At 68.7% G+C, this 18,343-nt stretch carries 15 protein-coding genes and 1 pseudogene; 8 read left to right on the top strand and 8 right to left on the bottom strand.

Translation table 11 applies throughout. From position 1 onward, the window contains the following. Positions 1-38: 38 nt before the first annotated feature. Positions 39-584 (top strand): annotated as a pseudogene (locus ACERLL_RS15310) (TonB-dependent receptor domain-containing protein); the annotation flags it as partial. A 151-nt stretch (positions 585-735) separates the two neighbouring features. On the opposite strand, the gene ACERLL_RS15305 reads toward ACERLL_RS15310, so the two are convergent. Beyond that, the gene (locus ACERLL_RS15305) at positions 736-1,350 is read right to left on the bottom strand and encodes an undecaprenyl diphosphate synthase family protein (RefSeq protein ID WP_373656974.1); all 615 of its coding nucleotides are present in this window, start codon (positions 1,348-1,350) and stop codon (positions 736-738) included. A gap of 262 nt (positions 1,351-1,612) precedes the next feature. Next, the gene (locus tag ACERLL_RS15300; protein ID WP_373656973.1) at positions 1,613-2,080 is read right to left on the bottom strand and encodes an EF-hand domain-containing protein; all 468 of its coding nucleotides are present in this window, start codon (positions 2,078-2,080) and stop codon (positions 1,613-1,615) included. Positions 2,081-2,278: 198 nt separating this feature from the next. Here ACERLL_RS15300 and ACERLL_RS15295 point away from each other — a divergent pair, with 198 nt between their 5' ends. After that, the gene (locus ACERLL_RS15295; protein ID WP_373656972.1) at positions 2,279-3,016 is read left to right on the top strand and encodes a response regulator; all 738 of its coding nucleotides are present in this window, start codon (positions 2,279-2,281) and stop codon (positions 3,014-3,016) included. Next, complete coding sequence (locus ACERLL_RS15290; protein ID WP_373656971.1) at positions 3,016-4,380, top strand: ATP-binding protein; 1,365 nt, start codon at positions 3,016-3,018, stop codon at positions 4,378-4,380. The genes ACERLL_RS15295 and ACERLL_RS15290 overlap by 1 nt, the downstream gene beginning before the upstream one ends. Before the next feature lie 82 nt (positions 4,381-4,462). On the opposite strand, the gene ACERLL_RS15285 is transcribed toward ACERLL_RS15290, so the two are convergent. The 3 genes from ACERLL_RS15285 to ACERLL_RS15275 all read right to left on the bottom strand — a co-directional run bounded on the left by ACERLL_RS15285 (position 4,463) and on the right by ACERLL_RS15275 (position 6,280). Next, complete coding sequence (locus tag ACERLL_RS15285; protein ID WP_373656970.1) at positions 4,463-4,606, bottom strand: entericidin A/B family lipoprotein; 144 nt, start codon at positions 4,604-4,606, stop codon at positions 4,463-4,465. Positions 4,607-4,711: 105 nt separating this feature from the next. Next, positions 4,712-5,884, bottom strand: a complete 1,173-nt coding sequence (locus ACERLL_RS15280) for a PilT/PilU family type 4a pilus ATPase (RefSeq protein ID WP_373656969.1) — start codon at positions 5,882-5,884, stop codon at positions 4,712-4,714. Between the two features lie 66 nt (positions 5,885-5,950). Further along, positions 5,951-6,280, bottom strand: a complete 330-nt coding sequence (locus ACERLL_RS15275) for a rhodanese-like domain-containing protein (RefSeq protein ID WP_373656968.1) — start codon at positions 6,278-6,280, stop codon at positions 5,951-5,953. Positions 6,281-6,529: 249 nt separating this feature from the next. On the opposite strand from ACERLL_RS15275, the gene ACERLL_RS15270 reads away from it, so the two are divergent. From ACERLL_RS15270 to ACERLL_RS15255, 4 genes are all read left to right on the top strand, one after another. Next, positions 6,530-7,117 (top strand): hypothetical protein, encoded by a 588-nt coding sequence (locus tag ACERLL_RS15270; RefSeq protein WP_373656967.1) that lies wholly within the window; start codon positions 6,530-6,532, stop codon positions 7,115-7,117. A gap of 98 nt (positions 7,118-7,215) precedes the next feature. Beyond that, positions 7,216-7,788 (top strand): NnrU family protein, encoded by a 573-nt coding sequence (locus tag ACERLL_RS15265; RefSeq protein ID WP_373656966.1) that lies wholly within the window; start codon positions 7,216-7,218, stop codon positions 7,786-7,788. Between the two features lie 54 nt (positions 7,789-7,842). Then, complete coding sequence (gene gluQRS / locus ACERLL_RS15260; protein ID WP_373656965.1) at positions 7,843-8,745, top strand: tRNA glutamyl-Q(34) synthetase GluQRS; 903 nt, start codon at positions 7,843-7,845, stop codon at positions 8,743-8,745. An 85-nt stretch (positions 8,746-8,830) separates the two neighbouring features. Continuing rightward, positions 8,831-10,912, top strand: coding sequence for a hybrid sensor histidine kinase/response regulator (locus tag ACERLL_RS15255; protein WP_373656964.1), 2,082 nt, complete (start codon positions 8,831-8,833; stop codon positions 10,910-10,912). Between the two features lie 159 nt (positions 10,913-11,071). On the opposite strand, the gene ACERLL_RS15250 is transcribed toward ACERLL_RS15255, so the two are convergent. Together ACERLL_RS15250 and ACERLL_RS15245 are read right to left on the bottom strand one after the other, a co-directional pair. Next, a complete protein-coding gene (locus ACERLL_RS15250) occupies positions 11,072-12,031 on the bottom strand; it encodes a PLP-dependent cysteine synthase family protein (RefSeq protein WP_373656963.1) in 960 nt (319 codons plus the stop codon). A gap of 171 nt (positions 12,032-12,202) precedes the next feature. Then, the gene (locus ACERLL_RS15245; protein ID WP_373656962.1) at positions 12,203-13,156 is read right to left on the bottom strand and encodes a helix-turn-helix transcriptional regulator; all 954 of its coding nucleotides are present in this window, start codon (positions 13,154-13,156) and stop codon (positions 12,203-12,205) included. A gap of 272 nt (positions 13,157-13,428) precedes the next feature. Between ACERLL_RS15245 and ACERLL_RS15240 the strand changes: the two genes are divergently transcribed. Beyond that, complete coding sequence (locus ACERLL_RS15240) at positions 13,429-14,964, top strand: DUF7151 family protein (protein ID WP_373656961.1); 1,536 nt, start codon at positions 13,429-13,431, stop codon at positions 14,962-14,964. Between the two features lie 237 nt (positions 14,965-15,201). Here ACERLL_RS15240 and ACERLL_RS15235 read toward each other — a convergent pair whose 3' ends face one another. After that, the gene (locus ACERLL_RS15235) at positions 15,202-18,342 is read right to left on the bottom strand and encodes an efflux RND transporter permease subunit (RefSeq protein WP_373656960.1); all 3,141 of its coding nucleotides are present in this window, start codon (positions 18,340-18,342) and stop codon (positions 15,202-15,204) included. Position 18,343: the final 1 nt, after the last annotated feature.

Below are 18,343 nucleotides of genomic sequence, written 5' to 3'. Positions count from 1 at the left end.
GTACGACGCCGGGGAGGAGGTGGACGAGCAGCAGGTGGGCCTGGTCTATGAGAGCCGACTGGACGCCCACCACAAGATCCGGCTGCGCACCTTCGCGGACTGGCGGGATTTCCGGAACCGGCGAGACCCCCACCACCACCACCGAGTTCGCCCGTTGCGCGGGCGGCGGCTTCCGCGGGCTGGATCCGCAGAAGGCCCGCAACTACGAGGCGGGCGCGCGCGGCGACATCAGCCTCTTCAGCTACAGTCTGGCGCTCTTCCGGATCGAGACCCGCGACGAGCTGATCTCCCGGGGCTGCCCGGGCCAGCAGGGGCGGAGCTACTACGTCAACGCCGGCGAGACCGTGCGGGACGGCATGGAGCTGAGCGCGCGGGCGGCGCTGGCGCGGGATCTGGCCGCTGCCCTTGCCTACACCTACTCCGACTACGAATTCACGGACTTCGAGGAGGGCGGGACCAACCTGGACGGCAACGAGCTGCCCGGGACCCCCCGCCATTACGGCCAGGTGGAGCTGGCCTACCAGCCGGAGAAGGGTGGCTACGCCGCCGTGGACGTCTCCTATTTCGGGGAGTACTACGTCAACGATGGCAATGCCGAGCCGCAGCTACTACGGCGGATTCCGCCTGCGCCGGAATTTCGGCACCTAGCGCGGCGTCCAAGCGCAGCCGCGGAAACGCGCACCGGTAGCGGCACGGCTGCCGCGGGCTTTGATCGGCGGCTCGCCGGATTCGGCCTCAGCCCCCCAGAGTGCGGTCCTGGTTCCGGAACCAGTCCAGCGCTTGCCGGAAGTGCTCCGGACGGAAATCGGGCCAGTAGTCCTCCACTACGTAGAAATCGGCATAGACGGACTGCACCGGCAAGAAGCCGCTCAGTCGGCGTCCGCCTCCCCAGCGGACGATGAGGTCGAGCCGCGGGACCGGATCCGAGCGCAGCCGGCCGGTGTCGCGCAGCCCCCGCAGATCCCATTCCCAGCCGTAATTGACCAGCAGGTTGACCCGGGTACCCGTGCCCTGCCGTGTGCGGAATTCGCGCAGTGCCGGGGGAAAGGGCGCGGCCGACTCGTCTCCAACCACCAGCAGCGCGGCACCGCGCCGGGCCACCTCCAGCCCGAAATCCACGCAGGCGGCGCTGAAGCCGTCCTTCTGTTCGGAGGGGCGGCGGGTATTGTCCTGCGTGAAGCCGTAGATGGAGATCTCGTCGATGCCCTGTCGGCGGCACATCTCGAAGAGCGCCAGGCCGGGCTCCACACCGAAGGGGTAGCCCTCCTGCTTGGGCATGCCCCGCTCCTGGGCCCAGCGCCGGTTGCCGTCCGGAATGAAGCCGACGTGCTGGGGGCGATTCCTGCTCATATCCCGGAACCCTTCCTCTGGAGGCGCAATGGGCGGACCCCGGCGGGGTGGTGGGGCGCGGTCAGTGGGGGAGCTAATAGGTTAGACAGCGGAAAAACACCCGAAAGTCCGGTAACCGGACTCGCCCTAGGCGGGGCCCGGCGCGGCTACGGGACCCTTCTGAGTGGCCGGAAGTCTCGGTGGCCGGGGGCGGGCGATGGGCGGAATCCCGGGGGGTGCGGCTGGGGAGGGGAAAAAGGGGCGCCAGGGCGCCCCGTTCGCTTCAATGGTGTCCGCGCCGCGGGCCGCCGTGGTACCGGTGCATCTTCCGCAGCTCCTCGCGGGTTACCGTGCCGTCCCCGTCACGGTCGAGATGCCGCATCATGCGCGTCACGGGACGCAGGTATTCCTCCTCGGTGACCTCGCCGCTGCCGTCGCGGTCGAAATGCTGGAACCGCCGCACCATGCGGGTTTCCATCCCGGCCAGCCAGGCACCCTCGAACTCGTCCAGACCCAGGTGGCCGTCGCCGTTCTTGTCGAACTTGTGCAGGCGCTCGGTCCGGAAGTCGCGGAGCTCCTCGGTGGTGAGTTTGCCGTCGCCGTTGGTGTCGAACCGTTCCAGCGGGTCGGGGCCGCGGCCCGGACCGCCCCCCTTGCAGGAGCCGCCGGCGAGCACGACTCCGCTCGCCAACAGGGTGCCCGCTACCAACGTAACGCCCAGGGCCATTCCCAGCTTCGTCTTGCGCTGCATGGTGAAGTCTCCAAAGGTTGCCGTTCATGTCACCGCATTACAGCGCCCGCCTGTCGCGCGGATATGTCGGGAAAAGGGTTTTTTGTCGCCACATGTGGCGGCTGCCGCGCTTCGGTACATTTCGTTACAAATCTTTCCTGCGCGCCGCCGGGGGGGAGCGGTAGAGTGCAGACCGCATAGCGTAAAGGAGCGAGGGAGATGACCGCGGTGGAACCGGGCGCGGAGGGTTCGCACATCCTGGTGGTGGACGACCATCGGGAGATCCGCGAGCTGTTGTCGGAATACCTGGAGCGGCAGGGCTATCGCGTCTCCGTGGCGGCGGACGGGGAGGCCGCGCGGCGGGTCCTGCGCGAGGCGGCGTTGGATCTGGTGGTGCTGGACATCATGATGCCGGGCGAGGACGGCCTTTCCCTCTGTCGGCACCTGCGCGCCACCACCGAGCTTCCGGTGATCTTCCTGACCGCCGTGGCGGAGGACACGGACCGGGTGATCGGACTGGAGCTGGGCGCCGATGACTACCTCACCAAGCCCTTCAACCCGCGCGAGCTGCTGGCCCGGGTCAAGGCCGTGCTGCGCCGCACCAACAGCCTGCCGCCGCAGCGTTCCGCCGGCGATGCCGAGCGCATCGCCTTCGGCGGCCGGGTCCTGGATGTGGCCCAGCGGGAGGTAGTCGGTCCGGACGGCGTGGCCCTGCCGCTGAGCACCGGGGAATTCAATCTGCTCATGGCTTTTCTCGACCACCCGCGCGTGGTGCTCAGCCGCGACCAGCTCCTGGACCGCACCCGGGGGCGAGAGGCGGGCGCCTATGACCGCAGCATCGACAACCAGGTCAGCCGCCTACGCCGCAAGATCGAGGCGGATCCTGCCCACCCCGGGCTCATAAAGACCATCTGGGGCGCCGGGTACCAGTTCACCGCCGATCCGGAGCGGCTCTGATGCGGCTACTGCCCCGGAGCATGGCCGGCCGGATGATCGCCGTGCTGGTGCTTACCCTGACGGTGGCCCAGGTGGTCAGCCTGCTGATCCTCATCGCCGAGCGCGACCGGGCCGTGGAGGACATCCGCCGGGACCGCATGGCCATGCGCATCGCGGACGCAGCTCGGTTCCTGGAGGAGGCACCTTCCCGGCTGCATCCGCGCTATCTGGATTCAGTAAGCGCGCACTGGCGCCGGTTCTACCTGGGGCCGCGACCGGCCGTGCCGGCGGCCGCGAACGGCCCGGTGCACCCCTTGCAGCGCCGCCTCGCCGAGCTGCTGGGCGGGGCGCCCACGGCCTACCGCGCCGGTCCCATTCCCCCGGAGCGCAGGGCGGACCACGGCGGCCACGCCCGTGGGCGTCCCGGCCCGCCCCGAAAGCCGGTGTTCGCGGTCTCCGTGCCCGGTCCCGGAGGGCAATGGCTGAACGTGGTGCTGCTGCACCATGACCATTCCTGGAAGTGGCTCGGTCCGCCGCTGCTCTCCCTGAGCCTTTCCGCCCTGGCCCTGGCGGTGGTGGTGGTCCTGCTGGTGCGCCGCACCACCCGGCCCCTGGCCCGGCTGGCGGGCGCGGCGGAGCGCTTCGGCCGCGGTGACACGCCCGAAGCCGTTCCCGAGCAGGGGCCGGAGGACGTGCGGCGCACCATCCGCGCCTTCAACGCCATGCAGGAGCGGCTGGACCGTTTCGTCCGCGACCGGACCCGGATGCTCGCCGCTATCTCCCACGATCTCCGCACGCCGCTCACCTCCCTGCGCCTGCGTGCCGAGATGCTCCCGGAGGGCGAAGGCCGGGAGCGCATGGTGGCTACCCTGGAGGAAATGCAGCGGATGACCGAGGCGGCCCTCTCCTTCGCGCACCAGGAGGGGCAGGGGGAGGCGATCCACCCGGTGGATCTGGGGGCGCTGCTGGACAGCCTCTGCGAGGACCTGCGGGACCTCCGCATGGACGTGACCTGCGGCGCGCTTGAGCGGGTGGTCAGCCCGGTGCGGGCCACCGCCCTGAAACGGGCGGTACGCAACCTCGTGGAGAATGCCGTGGCCTACGGCGGGCGGGCCCGGGTCACCCTGGAGGCGGACGCGGCGGGCCCGCGCATCCTCGTGGACGACGACGGCCCCGGAATACCGGAGGCGGATGCGGAGCGGGTCTTCGACCCCTACGTACGCCTGGAGGATTCCCGCAATCCGGAAACCGGCGGCATCGGCCTGGGTCTGGCCATCGCCCGGGACGTGGTCCGCTCCCACGGCGGCGATATCACGCTGGCCAACCGGCCCGGCGGCGGGCTGCGGGTCACCGTCCACCTGCCGCCGGCGCCGGAAGCGGGGTAGGGGGTCGGCGTCCCACGGCAGGCCATGCCGCCGTGGAGGCCGGTGCCACTGGCTTATTGCCGCGGCAAGGCCAGAAGGAGGCTCATTCGGCGGCGTCCTGCGTCTCCTCGCCGGCCTCTTCCATATCCTCGCCGGCGCCCTCCATGGTATTGCATCCGGCCACGGCCAGGGCGAAGAAGAGCGCCAGGGCGGTCTTCGCGGTTTGCTTCCACAACGGTAACGACATGGGTATGACTCCGATAAATGGTCTGAATCCTATTTACCGGCATACCCGCCTTGTAACAGAGCGTCCATGGGGTAGAACCAGGAGGGCGGGGGAGGGGGCCCGGGGTTATTCGGGATCCTTATCCCCTTCCGGCTCCTGGTCCTGGATCTCGAAGTCCGGGATCTCGGGTCCCTCGTCCTCTCCTTCGCCTTCGGCACCCTGCTGCTCGCGCTCGAAGTTCTTGATGGCAATGCGCACGTTGTTGGCGGAATCCGCCTGGCGCATGGCCTCCTCCGCGTCGATCTTGCCCTCCTTGTAGAGGGCCGTGGCCGCCTCGTCGAAGCTCTGCATACCGAACTGCTGGTCCTCCTCCATGACGTCCTTGAGGGCGCCGAACTGCTCGCCGATGATGAAGTCCGCCGCCCGGGGCGTGTTGACGAACACTTCCAGAACGCCCGCGCGTCCGCCCTCGGGGCGGCGGGCCAGCCGCTGGCCCACGATGGCGCGCAGGTTTAGGGAGATGTCCTGGAGGATCTGGGAATGGCGATCCTCGGGGAACATGTTGCGGATGCGGTCCAGGGTCTGCGCGGCATTGGTGGAATGCAGGGTGGCCAGGGTTAGGTGTCCCGTATCCGCCAGATGGAGGGCGTGCTCCATGGAGTCCCGGTTGCGGATCTCGCCCACCAGCACCACGTCGGGGGCCTGGCGAAGGGCGTCGTTCAGGGCGGATTCCCAATCCTCGGCATCCATCCCGATCTCGCGCTGGTTGACCAAGGACTTCTTGTGCTCGTGGATGAACTCGATGGGATCCTCCAGTGTGAGGATGTGGCCGGCCTGGTTGCGGTTCCGGTAGTCGATCATGGAGGCCAGTGTGGTGGACTTCCCGGACCCGGTGGCGCCGATCACGAACACCAGCCCCCGGTTGTAGGAGGCGATGTCCTTGAGGGCCTCCGGGAGCCCCAGTTCCTCGAAGGAGGGCACCTGGGTGTTGATGCGCCGGATAACCATGCCGACGCTGTGGCGCTGCCGGAAGACGTTGGCGCGGAAGCGGCCCACATTCTCGTAGGAGAGGGCGAGGTTGGCGCCCCCCTTGGCGCGGAACTCCTCCCAGGCCTGCTCGGTGTCCAGGATCTCGCGGGCGAGGTGGTCGGTGTCTTCGGGGGACAGGTTCTCGGTCTTGAACCGTTTCATCTCGCCGTCGATCTTCATGGCCGGAGGCGCGCCGACGCTCAGGAACAGGTCGCTGCCCTGATTCTGGACCATGAGCTTCAGCAGGGATTCCATGGAAAGGTCGGCCATACGGGTCTCCTCGTGCGCCAGGGGTGGTTCGGCGTGGGGCGGGCTCTTCGACGGAGCGGCGCGCGCTCAGTAGCGCGGCATGGCCGGATCCACCTCGGCCGCCCAGGCGTCGATCCCGCCGGCGAGATTGCGGGCGTTTTCGTAGCCCATGTGGTGCAGGAACTGCGTCACCTGCATGCTCCGCATTCCGTGGTGGCACATCACCACCAGCGCGCCCTCGGCGGGCAGCTCGCCGATCCGGGAGGGGACCTCGCCCATGGGAATATGCAGGCTGTCCTCCAGCGCGCAGTGGGACACCTCCCAGGATTCGCGGACATCGAGAACGGTAAGCGGACCGGACGCTTCCCGCAAGCGGGCTAGGGTCTGTACGTCGATTTCTATGGAATCGCGATCCATGGCGACAATGGGACCTTTCGGTTCGATACGGTTCACAAATACGGGCCGGCCCGAGGGGGTACCCAGGATGGGTCATGGTCCGGGCGTGTCCTTTGCCCCAGGATTCCGGGCACGGTGCGCGGGCACCATTGAGGAACAAGCCGGAGAAAAAGACAAGCCCCGTATCCCGGGAGGGGTACGCCCGCGCCGTCTCTCCCGGTTTATTATGGAAGAAGGCTCCTTCCCGGGGTCCGGTCCAGGAGAAACGGTATGTCCATTCCCCATCAGGAAGCCGTGCGCGATGTGGCCACGGAGCTGTTCGAGAAGATACACGGCAACTTCTTCTGGGACATGGCCAAGGCCAAGCAGCCCCTGCAGCGGAACGGCACCGTGGAAGGCTGCTTCGATCTGTTCGCCTACGGGCTCACCGGACTGACCGCCTGGAGCAACGGGCTGTTCAGCGGGGCGGACTTCCGCGCCTGGGCCGATTACGCCGGCCGCCTGATCGCGGAGGAGGATCTGGAGCAAGCCGCGGATTCCACGCCCCTGAGGGAGGGCCTCGCCGGTCTGCTCCGGGGCCTGCCGCAGCGCTCCTTCCTCGGCGGGCTGGGGCTGCTGGCGGAGACGCCGGATCTGTTCCACAGCGTGGAGGACGCCCTGCCGCAAGCCCGCTTCGCCGCCGCGGAGGGTGAGGGCTTCACGGGGGCGGTCGGCGGCGGCGTGCAGTTCATCCGGGACTACCAGGCGGTTTTGGAGGAAGCCGGGCTGGATTCCGAGATACCGGAGGACGCGTTTCCCTATCTCATCGCCGGGATGCCGGGTCTGGTGGCCGAGGCCGGGCAGCGGCTCCCCGGCTGAGCCCGCCCCGCCGCGAGGGTTGGTCCGCTCCTGTGGTTTGGCCGGAAAGATCCGCTAGCATGGCCGATGGGACCTGGTTTCAGCCATAGGAAGCCGCCATGCCCCTGCTGGTCGTCGGCCTCATGCTCTTCCTGGGCGTACACGCCATTTCCATCGTCAATTTCCAATGGCGAGATGCCATGGCCGAGCGCATGGGCGTGGGTCTCTGGAAGGGTGCATTCAGCCTGGTGGCCTTCGTCGGGCTGGGACTGACCATTATCGGCTACGGTCTCGCCAGGCAGCGTGCCGTCCAGGTGTATGCGCCCCCCCAATGGCTGACGTACGTGAGCCTTCTGCTCCTGGTGCTCGTCTTTCCCCTGCTGTTGAGTGCCTATCTGCCCGGCCGCTTCAACCGGGTCCTGCGCCATCCCATGCTGGCCGCGGTCATGCTCTGGGGCGTGGCCCATCTGCTCGTCAACGGCACTGTCGCTGATATCCTGCTGTTCGGCGGTTTCCTGGTATGGGCGGTGGCGGACCGACTCTCCATGACCTGGCGGCCGGATCGGCGTATCCCGCAGGCGCCGGCCTCCGCCTGGAACGATGCGGTGGCCTTGGCAGGCGGCCTGGCCCTGTACGCCGCCTTCTTCCTGGGCGGCCATGCCTGGCTGATCGGCGTTCCCCTTTCCGCCTGAGCGCGTCCCCCGATCGGGTTGAGCGGCGGCGGGGGCGGGGGCATCATTACGGGCATGCATACCCCCTACACCGGGCGTTTCGCCCCCTCGCCCACCGGCGCCCTGCATTTCGGCTCCCTGGTTGCGGCCCTCGCCAGCTACCTGGAGGCCCGCGCCCACGGCGGGTACTGGCTGGTGCGCATGGAGGACCTGGATCCGCCCCGGGTGGAGCCCGGGGCCGCGGACGGCATCCTGCGGACCCTGGAGGCCTATGGGCTCCGGTGGGACGGTCCGGTGCTCTACCAGAGCACCCGTACGGAGGCCTACCAAGCGACTCTGGAGACGCTGCGCCGGGAGGGGCTGGCCTACGATTGCGGCTGCACGCGCAAGGAGATCCGTGCGGCGGTTGAGGCTCGGGGGCTCGGCGCTGTCTATCCCGGGACCTGCCGCGGCGGCCTGCCGCCGGGCAAGGCGCCGCGCGCGGTGCGGCTGCGGGTCGCGGACCGGGAAATCACCTTCGACGACACCGTCCAGGGCCGTTTCGTCCAGGATCTGGCGGCGGAGGTGGGCGATTTCGTGGTGCGTCGCGCCGACGGTCTGTTCGCCTACCAGTTGGCGGTGGTGGCGGATGATGCGGAGCAGGGCGTCACCCACGTGGTACGGGGCGCGGATCTGCTCGGCTCCACCCCGCGCCAGATCTTCCTGCAGGACTGCCTGGGCGTCGCGACCCCGGAATACGCCCATGTGCCTCTGGCGGCCACGCCTCAAGGGCACAAGCTCTCCAAGCAGACCCGTGCCCGCGCCCTGCCCGAGGCGGATCCCGTGCCGCAGCTCGTGGCGGCCTTCGCCTTCCTGGGCCAGCCCCTGCCCGCCGACGGCGAGCGCATGACGACGGAGGCCTTCTGGGACTGGGCTCGGGCAGTGTGGGATCCCGACCGGATCGCACCGCAAGAGCGGGTGGCCTTCTCCGGTTCCTGAGCGCCCGCTCAGGAGAGAATCACGCGGATGCTGGTCTAACGGCTAACATTCTCCCGCCCTTGCTTTCCCGCGAAGGCCCGCCAGCATGAGCGCCCGTACTTTGTCCGACTCCGAATCTCCGTCGTTCCCCGAAGACCTCGATTCCCGAGCCTGGCTCCATTCCCGGGAGCTGAAGGCACGCCTCACACAGCAGGAGGCCATCGCGGAGCTGGGCGAGCGGGGACTTCGCGGGGCTTCCCTGCAGGCCCTGTTTGATCGGGCGACGCAGGCCTTGTATGACTTCCTGGATGTGGATCTCGCCAAGGTATTGGAGTGGCATCCGGATCAGGAACGGCTTCTGCTGAAAAGCGGTGTCGGCTGGCAGGAGGGACGGGTCGGCCTGGCCACGGAGCCCGATGGTCGGGGCTCACCGGGGGGCTACACTCTGCTCGCCGACAGCCCGGTCCATATCGCCGATCTCGCCTCGGAGACCCGGTTCTCGCCCTCCGAGCTGCTCCGGGACCATGCGGCGGTAAGCGGAATCACCGTGGTGATCCGCGGCGTCCAGAGGGCGTACGGGGTCCTGGCGGCCTTTTCCCGGAAGCGGCGGGAGTTCAGCCGTTCCGACGTGCATTTCCTGCAGGCCCTCGCCAACGTGCTCGCCGGCAGCATCCAGCGGGCCAGCACCGAAGCGGAGCTGCGCCGCAGCGAGACGACGTTCCGGGAAACTTTCACCCATGCCGGGGTAGGGATCACCATTATGGACCTCGATGGCCGGATCCTGGAGGCCAACCCCGCTTACGGCCGGATTGTCGGCTATCCCCCGGAGGAGCTGGTAAAGGGGCGGTATTCCATTCAGCAGCTCACCCATGCCGAGGACCTGGATAAGACCGAGGACGCCCTGGCCCGGCTCAGGGCCGAGGAGGAGCCGGCGCACGCCCTGGAGAAGCGCCTGCTGCGCAAGGACGGCTCCGCGGTCTGGGTTCAGGTAACCGACACCGTGCTTCCCGATACCCAGGGACGCACGAAGCGGCTCATCGGCATCAACGAGGACATCACCCAGCGGCACGCGGCCGAGGAGGCCCTGGTGGAGGCGGACCGGCGCCGGGACGTGTTCCTGTCCATGCTCGGACACGAGCTGCGCAATCCTTTGACCCCCATCGCCACCATGGCGCATTTCCTGGAGCAGAGCGCCGGACGGGTATCCCCGGACCGGCTAACGCGGGCCGCGGCCACCATCTCCCGCCAGAGCGCCCATCTAAGCCGGATCGTGGAGGATCTGCTGGACCTCAACCGGATCAAGACCGGCCGAATCGTGCTCCACGAGAAGCCCCTGGATCTGCGGGACGCCGCCCGTCAGGCCGTGGAGTCGGTCTCCGCCATCCAGGAGAAAAAGCGGCAGATCCTGGAGGTGGATCTGCCCGAGGTCCCCCTGGGTACGCGCGGCGATCCCGTACGCCTGACCCAGGTGCTCTCCAACCTGCTGGACAACGCCGTCAAATACACGCCCGAGGGGGGCACCATCCGCTTGGCCGGTGCGCGCCAGGCGGATCAGCTGCTGCTGACGGTGAGCGATACCGGCCAGGGGATCGCCCGGGAGCACCTGCCCCACCTGTTCGAGCTCTTCGAGCGGGCGCATCCGGCGCAGACTTCCGCGCAGGGGCTCGGGCTGGGCCTTTCCCTGGTGCGCAGCCTGGTGGAGATGCACGGCGGCCGGGTGGAAGCCAGCAGCCCCGGAGCGGGGCAGGGCAGTGAATTCCGGGTGCGGCTGCCGGCCGCGGACCTGGAGGAGCGGTCCGGCGCGGACAGCACGCCGCCCGCCTCCGGGGAGGATCGGCTGGTCCTGCTGGTGGAGGATAACGAGGATGTGGCCGCCTCCCTGGGCTTCCTCCTGGAGGGGCTGGGCTACCGGTGGCGGCATGCCGAAACCGGGGAGCGGGCTTTCGAGCTGGTGCGAAGCACCCGTCCCGTCCTGGCCCTCATCGATATCGGGCTGCCCGACCATTCCGGCTTCGAGGTGGCGAGTCGGCTGCGGGAAGTGCTGGACGGGGCGCTCCTGGTGGCCCTGTCCGGCTACCCGCCCTCCCAGTTCAACGAGGAGGCCACGGAGCTGTTCGACGCCTACCTGGTGAAGCCGCCCACCCTGGAGAACCTGCAGCAGGTGCTGGCCCGGATCGGCCCGGCATGAGGCCAGCGGGCGGCATGCGGATTCCGCTTCCCCGGCGGGTGGCGGGGCGTATTCTGTTGGGAAAGGGGCGCACGGGAGGCTGCGCGGATGACGAGGGGGGCGGTCTTCCCTATGGAGGAACAAATGCTCATGGCCCCTATCTGAGCGAACCGGGCGTGCTCAGGGGGCGCCCTCCGGCGGCAGGGGCCGGAAGTGCTCGGCGCAGTACTTCTCCCCCTCGTCACAGAGCAGGGTAACCACCGTTTCCAGCTCCGGATAGCGGCGCTGCACCTCCCTGGCGGCCAGCAGATGCGCCCCGGAGCTCGGGCCCACGAAGCAGCCGTGCTGCTGGGCGATGCGGCGCATCTCGGCCACCGCGTCCTCGCTGGGCACGGCCAGGAGGTCATCCACCTCCCGGCGGTGGCGCTGGATGATCTCGGGCACGAAGCCGTCGGAGATCCCCTCGATCTGATGCTTGCCCACCTCGCCCAGGGCGATGGTGCGCGACTCCGCGGGCTCCACGCCCACCAGGAGGCAGTCGGAATTGACGGCGCGGAAGGCCTGTCCTGCCCCGATCAGCGTGCCGCCGGTTCCCACGCCCATCACCAGGGCGTCGGGGAGCCGGCCCTCGGGAAGCTGTCCCAGGACCTCCTGCCCCAGCCATTCCCGGTTCTCCGCCACGTTCCATTCCGACGAGAACTGGCCCGGGTAGAAGTAGCCCTCGTGCTCCCCCAGCTCCCGGGCCTTGTCCAGGGCCGCGTTGACGTGAAAATCCCCCACCAGCAGGACATCCGCGCCCATGGCCCGGGAAATGGCCGGGCGTTCGGAGCTGGTGCCGTCGGGCATGACCACCAGCATGCGGTAGCCCTTGACGGCGGCCACCATGGACAGGGCATTGCCGGTGTTGCCGCTGGAGGCCTCGACAATGGTGTCGCCCGGACGGAGCTGGCCGGCCTCCTCCGCCCGCTCGATCATGTACTTCGCGATCCGGGCCTTCACGGAGCCCGAGGGATTGAGGAATTCCAGCTTGCACCAGACGCCGTCCATGTGGACCAGCGGCGTGTTGCCGATGCGCTCCAGAAGGCTGGGCGAGCCCCGCCCGCGGCCGAGGAGGCAGTCTGACCGGACCAGGTCGTGCATGGGATCCACTCCGGGGGTGTCGTCCGTGGGCGTCCGGGCCGCTGACAGCCTGAAATCTGGGAAATGCTTCCCCATTCCCACGGAAGACCAATGCTCGGGCGGCCGCCATCAGGTTCTCCCCGCAAAGGGGCCGCCGGGCGGATCGGAGGGACGCCGAAGTGGGGAAAGTGTCTAGTCGGCGTCGGGCCGGATGAGCCTACCCAGTGCCGCCTTGCTGGAGATGCCCAGACGCTCGTAGATGTTGGTGAGCTGCTTGCGGACGGTTGCCGGCGACAGCCCCAGACGGCGTGCCACTTCCTTGTGGGAGAGACCGGCCCCGAACAGCTCCGCCACCTCCCTGGCCCGGGGCGGCAGGGCATCCAGCGGGGAAAGGGGGCGGACCCGCAGCAGGAAATTGTGGTGGAAGCGCCGGATCCGGATCTGGATGCAACGGCCCCGCCAGGCGGGCCCTCCGGCCCGCGCGCCGGCGAGCACCTCGGGAAGCCGCAGCGGATGGTGGGTCCCCCATTCCTCCCGTAGGAGGGCACGGAAGGGATCGCGGCTGGCCAGGATCCGGCCGGTGCCGTCCACCAGGGCCGTACCCTCGGCGGGCTCGCCCGCGGCGGCCACCGTCCATTCGCGGTTGGTGCGGAGGGCCTCGGCGAGGTGCGGCATGAGGAGCTGCTTCAGGGCGCGCTCCTCCTCGGTGAAGGGGCGCGCCATATCCTCATGGAACAGGCCCATGAAGCTCACGTAGCCCTCCAGGGGCTCGTGCATGATGGTGGACATCATGTGGCTGACCTCGAAGCCGCGCCAGTGCTCGTTGTAGGCGAGGGTATCGCGGTAGCCCGGGATGTCGTCGAAATGCCAGGTGCGGTTGAGCCCCTCCAGGGTCAGGTCGCAGAAGCGGTCCAGGGGCCCCACCTCGGGCCACTCCGTGAGAATGCGCTGGTCCTGGTCCAGGACCAGCACCTCGTTGACCTGGCGCTCCTCCGCCTCGGCCCCGCCCCAGGCGGCGAAGTCGAAGGGTACCAGAGTGCGCAGCCGCTCCAGGATGGCCCGCTGGAAGGCATCCGGCTCCAGTGCCCGCGCATCACCGTGCAGACCCAACAGGAAGTCGCTGATCTCGCCCAGCTGCCTCTCCATTTCCGCGCGCTGTCCCTTTTCGTCCGCGATGTGCATGTAAACCTACAGCACCCCGCCCGGACTGAAAACGTCTTCGGACGCGGGCGGAGTAAACGGCTTAACACCCGCATTTGCTCTATGTCCCGGGGCATCCTCCCGGCCTAATCTGTCCCTGGGCCCTTCGCGACAGGCCTTGGTTCCCGGTCGGCGCTGGCCGGGAACGGCTGGACGAACGGATCGGTTCCCGGCATCGGCAGCCGCGGGACCGCACGAACCGGAAAGGGGAAGGCGTAATGGCGGGGTACGGGCTGGTGCGCGGCGGAGTCGAAAAGGGGCGGCACCCTTGGAAACGGGTGCTGGCCGCCGGCGTATTGGCGCTGCATGGGTGCGGCGGGCAGGGTGGCGGCAAGGACGGGGCCGACGGGGCGGATGGCCTCTCCTCCCTGGTCTCGGTCACCGATGAATCGCCGGGGATCAACTGCCGCTACGGCGGGCTAAAAGTGGAATCCGGACGCGACGGCGACGGAAACGGCTCGCTGGATGGCGGGGAAGTGGCCCAGACCCGCTTCCTTTGCGACGGTGCGGGTCCGCGGGGCTGGGGGGTGGCGGAGGTGCTGGAGACCGGGAACGATACCGCCGGGGATCCGCAAGTGGGGGTGGATGACAGCGGCAATGCCATCGCCGTCTGGGAGCAGTCCGACGGCACCCGGGATAATATCTGGGCGAACCGCTACGTGGCTGGGTCCGGCTGGGGGGAGCCCGAGCGGATCGAGGCCAACGATAATGCCGCGAGCGAGGTCCAGGTGGCCGTGAACGGCGGCGGCCACGCCGTGGCGGTCTGGAAGCAGTCCGACGGCACGCAGCCGAGCATCTGGGCCAACCACTACGATCCGGACAGTGGCTGGGGAGCCGCCGAGAAGGTCGAGTCCCGGGATGCCGGATGGGCGGCAAACCCCCAGGTTGCGCTGGAAGACAGCGGCGCCGCCATGGCCGTCTGGGCCCAGGATGACGGCAACCGGGAGAATATCCGGGCCAACCGGTACGAGCCCGGCATCGGCTGGGGGAGCGACCACCTGATCGAGACCCACGATGGTACCCCGGCGGAGAAGCCGCAGGTGGCCATGGACGGCAGCGGCAATGCGGTGGCTGTCTGGTCCCAGATGCAGGGAGGCACGTACAGCATCCGCGCCAACCGCTACGATGCCGGATCGGGCTGGGAGGGAGCGGCGGCCATTGAGGCCATCGCCTCCGATGACGCCACCGGTCCCCAGGTAGCCATGGACGAACGGGGGCACGCCACCGCGGTCTGGAAGGTGGATGACGGAACGGGCATCTATACCTGGGCCAATCGCTATGAGCCCGGCTCCGGCTGGGGGACCGCAGGGGCCATCGAGACCGCCACCGGAAACTCGAGCGGCCAGCAGGTGGCCATGGATGCCAGCGGCAACGCGGTGGCGGTATGGGCCAAGTTTCCGGGAGGGAAGAAGCACGCCTACGCCAGCCGCTATATGGCGGGCTCGGGCTGGGGCGCGCCCTATCTGCTCGAGACCCACAACGCCGGCGGTGTGGAAAACCCCCGGGTGGCCGTGGACGGGGCGGGCAACGCCCTGGTGGTCTGGCAGCAGGGCGACGGCGTGCGCGACAACATCTGGGCCAACCGTTTCCTGGTGGGGGCGGGCTGGGGCAGCGCCCAGGTGATCGAGACCGACGACTCCGGGGAGGCGGAGGCTCCGCAGGTTGCGTTGGATCCGGAGGGCAACGGCATCGCCGTCTGGCAGCACAACGACGGCACTCGGTTCAACATTGTCGGCAACCGGTTCACCGAGTAGGTCCGCCGCCCCTAAGGTTGGGCCCCGCCCTCCCGGCGGGGCCTTTTATTGGCTCCTCGACGGCACCAATGGAACTTGGAAGCACTCCGTGGGGGCGAGAGGCGGGGGCAAGGCCTCCAGGCTCCAAGGGCCCCTGCCCTTCGTGTGCCTCCCTTCCAGTCGCCTTGCGACCTTGCCTCCGCCTCTCGCCCTTATCCCCACGAGGGCAGCTCCCATTGGCGGCGCCGAGAAGCGTTTTTATTCCCCGGCTGTCCGCCGGCCCCGCCAGCGGAGCACCGCCACCGTCAGCGCCGGCAGGAAGGTTAGGGAGACCACCGCGGCGCCCAGGATGCCGAACAGGACGATGGCGCCCACGCCGCGGTAGAGCTCGGCCCCCTCGCCGGGCAGGAACACCAGCGGCGCCAGGCCGCAGATGGTGGTGATGGTGGACATGGCGATGGGGCGCAGGCGTGACTCCACCGCCTCGGCCACCGCCTCGCGCGCCGCCATCCCGGCGTCGCGCACGTTCTCCACGGCGCGGTGGACGATGAGGATGGGGTTGTTCACCACCGTGCCCATGAGGATCAGGAAGCCCAGCATGGCGATCATGTCGAAGGGCTGGTGGATGGCGTTGAGTCCCGCCGCGGGGAGCATGCCGCCTACCCAGTTCATGAGCCGCAGTCCCAGGATGCCCCCAGATACGCCCAGCGGAATGGCGGTCATGATCAGCAGCGGATAGCCCCAGTGGCGGAAGATGGCCACCATGAGCAGGTAGATGAGGGCGCCCGCCACCAGGTAGTTGGCGGACAGGGCCTCCCGGGTCTCGCGGAGCTGGTCGCTGGCCCCGGAGATGTCCACGGAGACGGTATTGGGGATGGCGCCGCGGTCCCGGAGGTGCTGGATGACCTCCTCGCGGACGCGGTCCACCCCGGTCTCCAGGGCCACGTCCCGGGGCGGGATGATGTTCAGACTCACCGTGCGCTGGCCGTTGATGCGGCGCACCTCGCTGGTGTCCACGGTCTCCCGGATCTCCGCCATGGCGGACAGCGGCAGCACGGTACCCTGCGGGGTGTGGATGGGGATCTGGTCGAGGCCGTCCACGCCGGCGTCCCGGCCATTTCCGCTGTACAGGAAGATGTCGATCTTCTCGTCGGCCAGGAAGAACTCGTCCACATAGGCGCCGTCGGTGAGGGCGGCCACCGTGAAGCCGAGCTCCCCGGCGGTCATGCCCAGCTCGCTGGTGCGGTCCCAGTCGGGGTGGACCTCCACCAGGGGCTGAGACAGGGACAGGGTGGACGGATTGGCCTGGATGCGCGGGTCGTCGAAGATCTCCTCGGCACGCCGGTAGGCGGACAGCGCGGCGTCGTAGATGGGCGCCAGCTCGGCCCCGGAGATGTCGAGGTTGATGCTCCGGGTGCCGCCCTCGTTGCTGGTGATGATGGAGCCCCGCGAGGCGAAGGCGCGCATCCCGGGGTACTGCGCGTACTTCTCCTGGATGACGTCCATCAGGTCGAAGATATGGTCCGGGTTCTTGGACTCGGTGATGATGAAGATCTGCTGCGGCCGCACGAACATGATGAAGTAGGCCAGCGCCGGGATCTCGGTCTCGCCGCGCTCGTAGGCGGCGGGGGCCTTGTCGAGGTGGGGCAGGAACTCGGCGTGCAGCTCTTCGCCGATCTCGGTCATGGTCTCCAGGTTGTAGCCGGGCGGGGCGTTCATGGCGGCGAAGGTCTTGGCCTCCTCGCCTTCCGGCAGGTATTCCGCGGGCGGCGTGAGCCAGTAGAGGATGCCCACGCTCACCACCACCGTGGCCGCAATGGTGGCGAAGCGGGCCGTGGCCCCCCGGGTCAGGGCGCCGACGCCGCGCAGGGTGCGCCTGCGCAGCCCGGAGCCGGTCTCCCCCTGCGGCTTTTCCCCGAAGCGTAGGCGGGCGCTCGCCGTGGGGAGCACCGTGATGGCCACCACCATGGAGGCCAGGATGGAGGCGGAGATGGCGATGGCCACGTCCGAGTAGAGCTGGCCCGCCTCCTCCTCGATGAACAGGATGGGCACGAACACCAGCACCGTGGTCATGGTGGAGGCCAGCACCGCCGGCCACACCTGCTGCACCCCGGCCACCGCGGCGGCGAAGCGGCCCTTGCCCTTGCGGCGCTCCAGCTCGATGCTCTCCAGCACCACGATGCTGTTGTCCAGGGTCATGCCGATGGCGAAGGCCACCCCGGCCAGGGAGATGACGTTGATGCTCCGTCCGGCGAGCAGCAGTCCGAGGAAGGCCGCGATGGCGCATATGGGGATGCCCATGACGCCCACGGCGGTGGCGCGTCCGGAGCGCAGGAACAGGAACATCACAAGCGTCGCGAACACCGCGCCGATGGCCAGGTTTTTCCAGACGTTGGCCAGCGAGGCGGTGACGTAGCGCACGTCGTCGGTGGTGAGCGTCAGCTCCATGCCCGCGGGCTTGAGGACCTCGCGGTTGATGACGTCGATCCGGGGGAGCAGGGCCTGCTTGATGTCGATGACGTTGGAGCCGGTTTCCCGGTTCACCGAGAGGCGGATCACCGGATTGCCGTTGACGTAGGAGCGCTCGCGCATCTCGAAATGGCCCAGCTCCACCTCGGCCACCTCGCCGAGGCGAATGACGGCGTCGCCGCGGCGCACGAGCACCATCCGGCGCAGGTCCTCCAGGTCCTCGAAGCGGCCGATGGTGCGCAGCAGGTAGCGGCGCTTTCCGGACTCCAGGTCACCGCCCGAGACGTCCTGGTTGCGGGCGGTGATGGCCTCCCGCACGGCCGGCACCGAGAGGTTGCGCTCGGCGAGCCGTTCGGCATCCAGATGGATCTGGATCTGGCGCTCCGCGCCGCCCCCCACCTCCACCTGGGACACCCCCGGCACGCTCTCCATGCGGGTGCGCACGCGGTCCTCGACGAAGTCGCGCATCATGGTCATGTTCAGGCCGCGCGGGTTGCCCGGCAGGGGCGCGACGCGCAGGTACATGAAGGAGTTCTGGGAAAAGGAGGCGGCGTAGATGCGCGGCTGGTCCACGTTCTCGGGGTAGGAGGGCACCTGGCTGAGGGCATTGTTGACCCGGATGAGGGTCTCGTTCATGTCCACGCCGTAGGGAAACTCCAGCTCGATCTCCGCCTCGCTGCTGGAGGCCCGGGAGACCATGCGGTGGAGGTTGGGCAGGTTGCGGAGGTACTCCTCCTGCTCGATGAGGATCTCTTTCTCGATGTCCTGGGGGGTGGCCCCCGGCCAGTCGGTCTGGACGGTGACCGTGCGTACCTCCAGGTCGGGAATCATTTGCACCGGTATGCGCAGGGCGGCGACGATGCCCAGCACGGAGACGATGAGCACCACCACCGTGGTGAGGATGCCGTTGCGGATGAGCCCCTCGAACATG

Source organism: Thiohalorhabdus sp. Cl-TMA (genome assembly GCF_041821045.1).
GTDB lineage: Bacteria > Pseudomonadota > Gammaproteobacteria > Thiohalorhabdales > Thiohalorhabdaceae > Thiohalorhabdus > Thiohalorhabdus methylotropha.
Note: the sequence above shows the minus strand (reverse complement) of the source record. Positions and strands in the feature narration are given on the sequence as shown.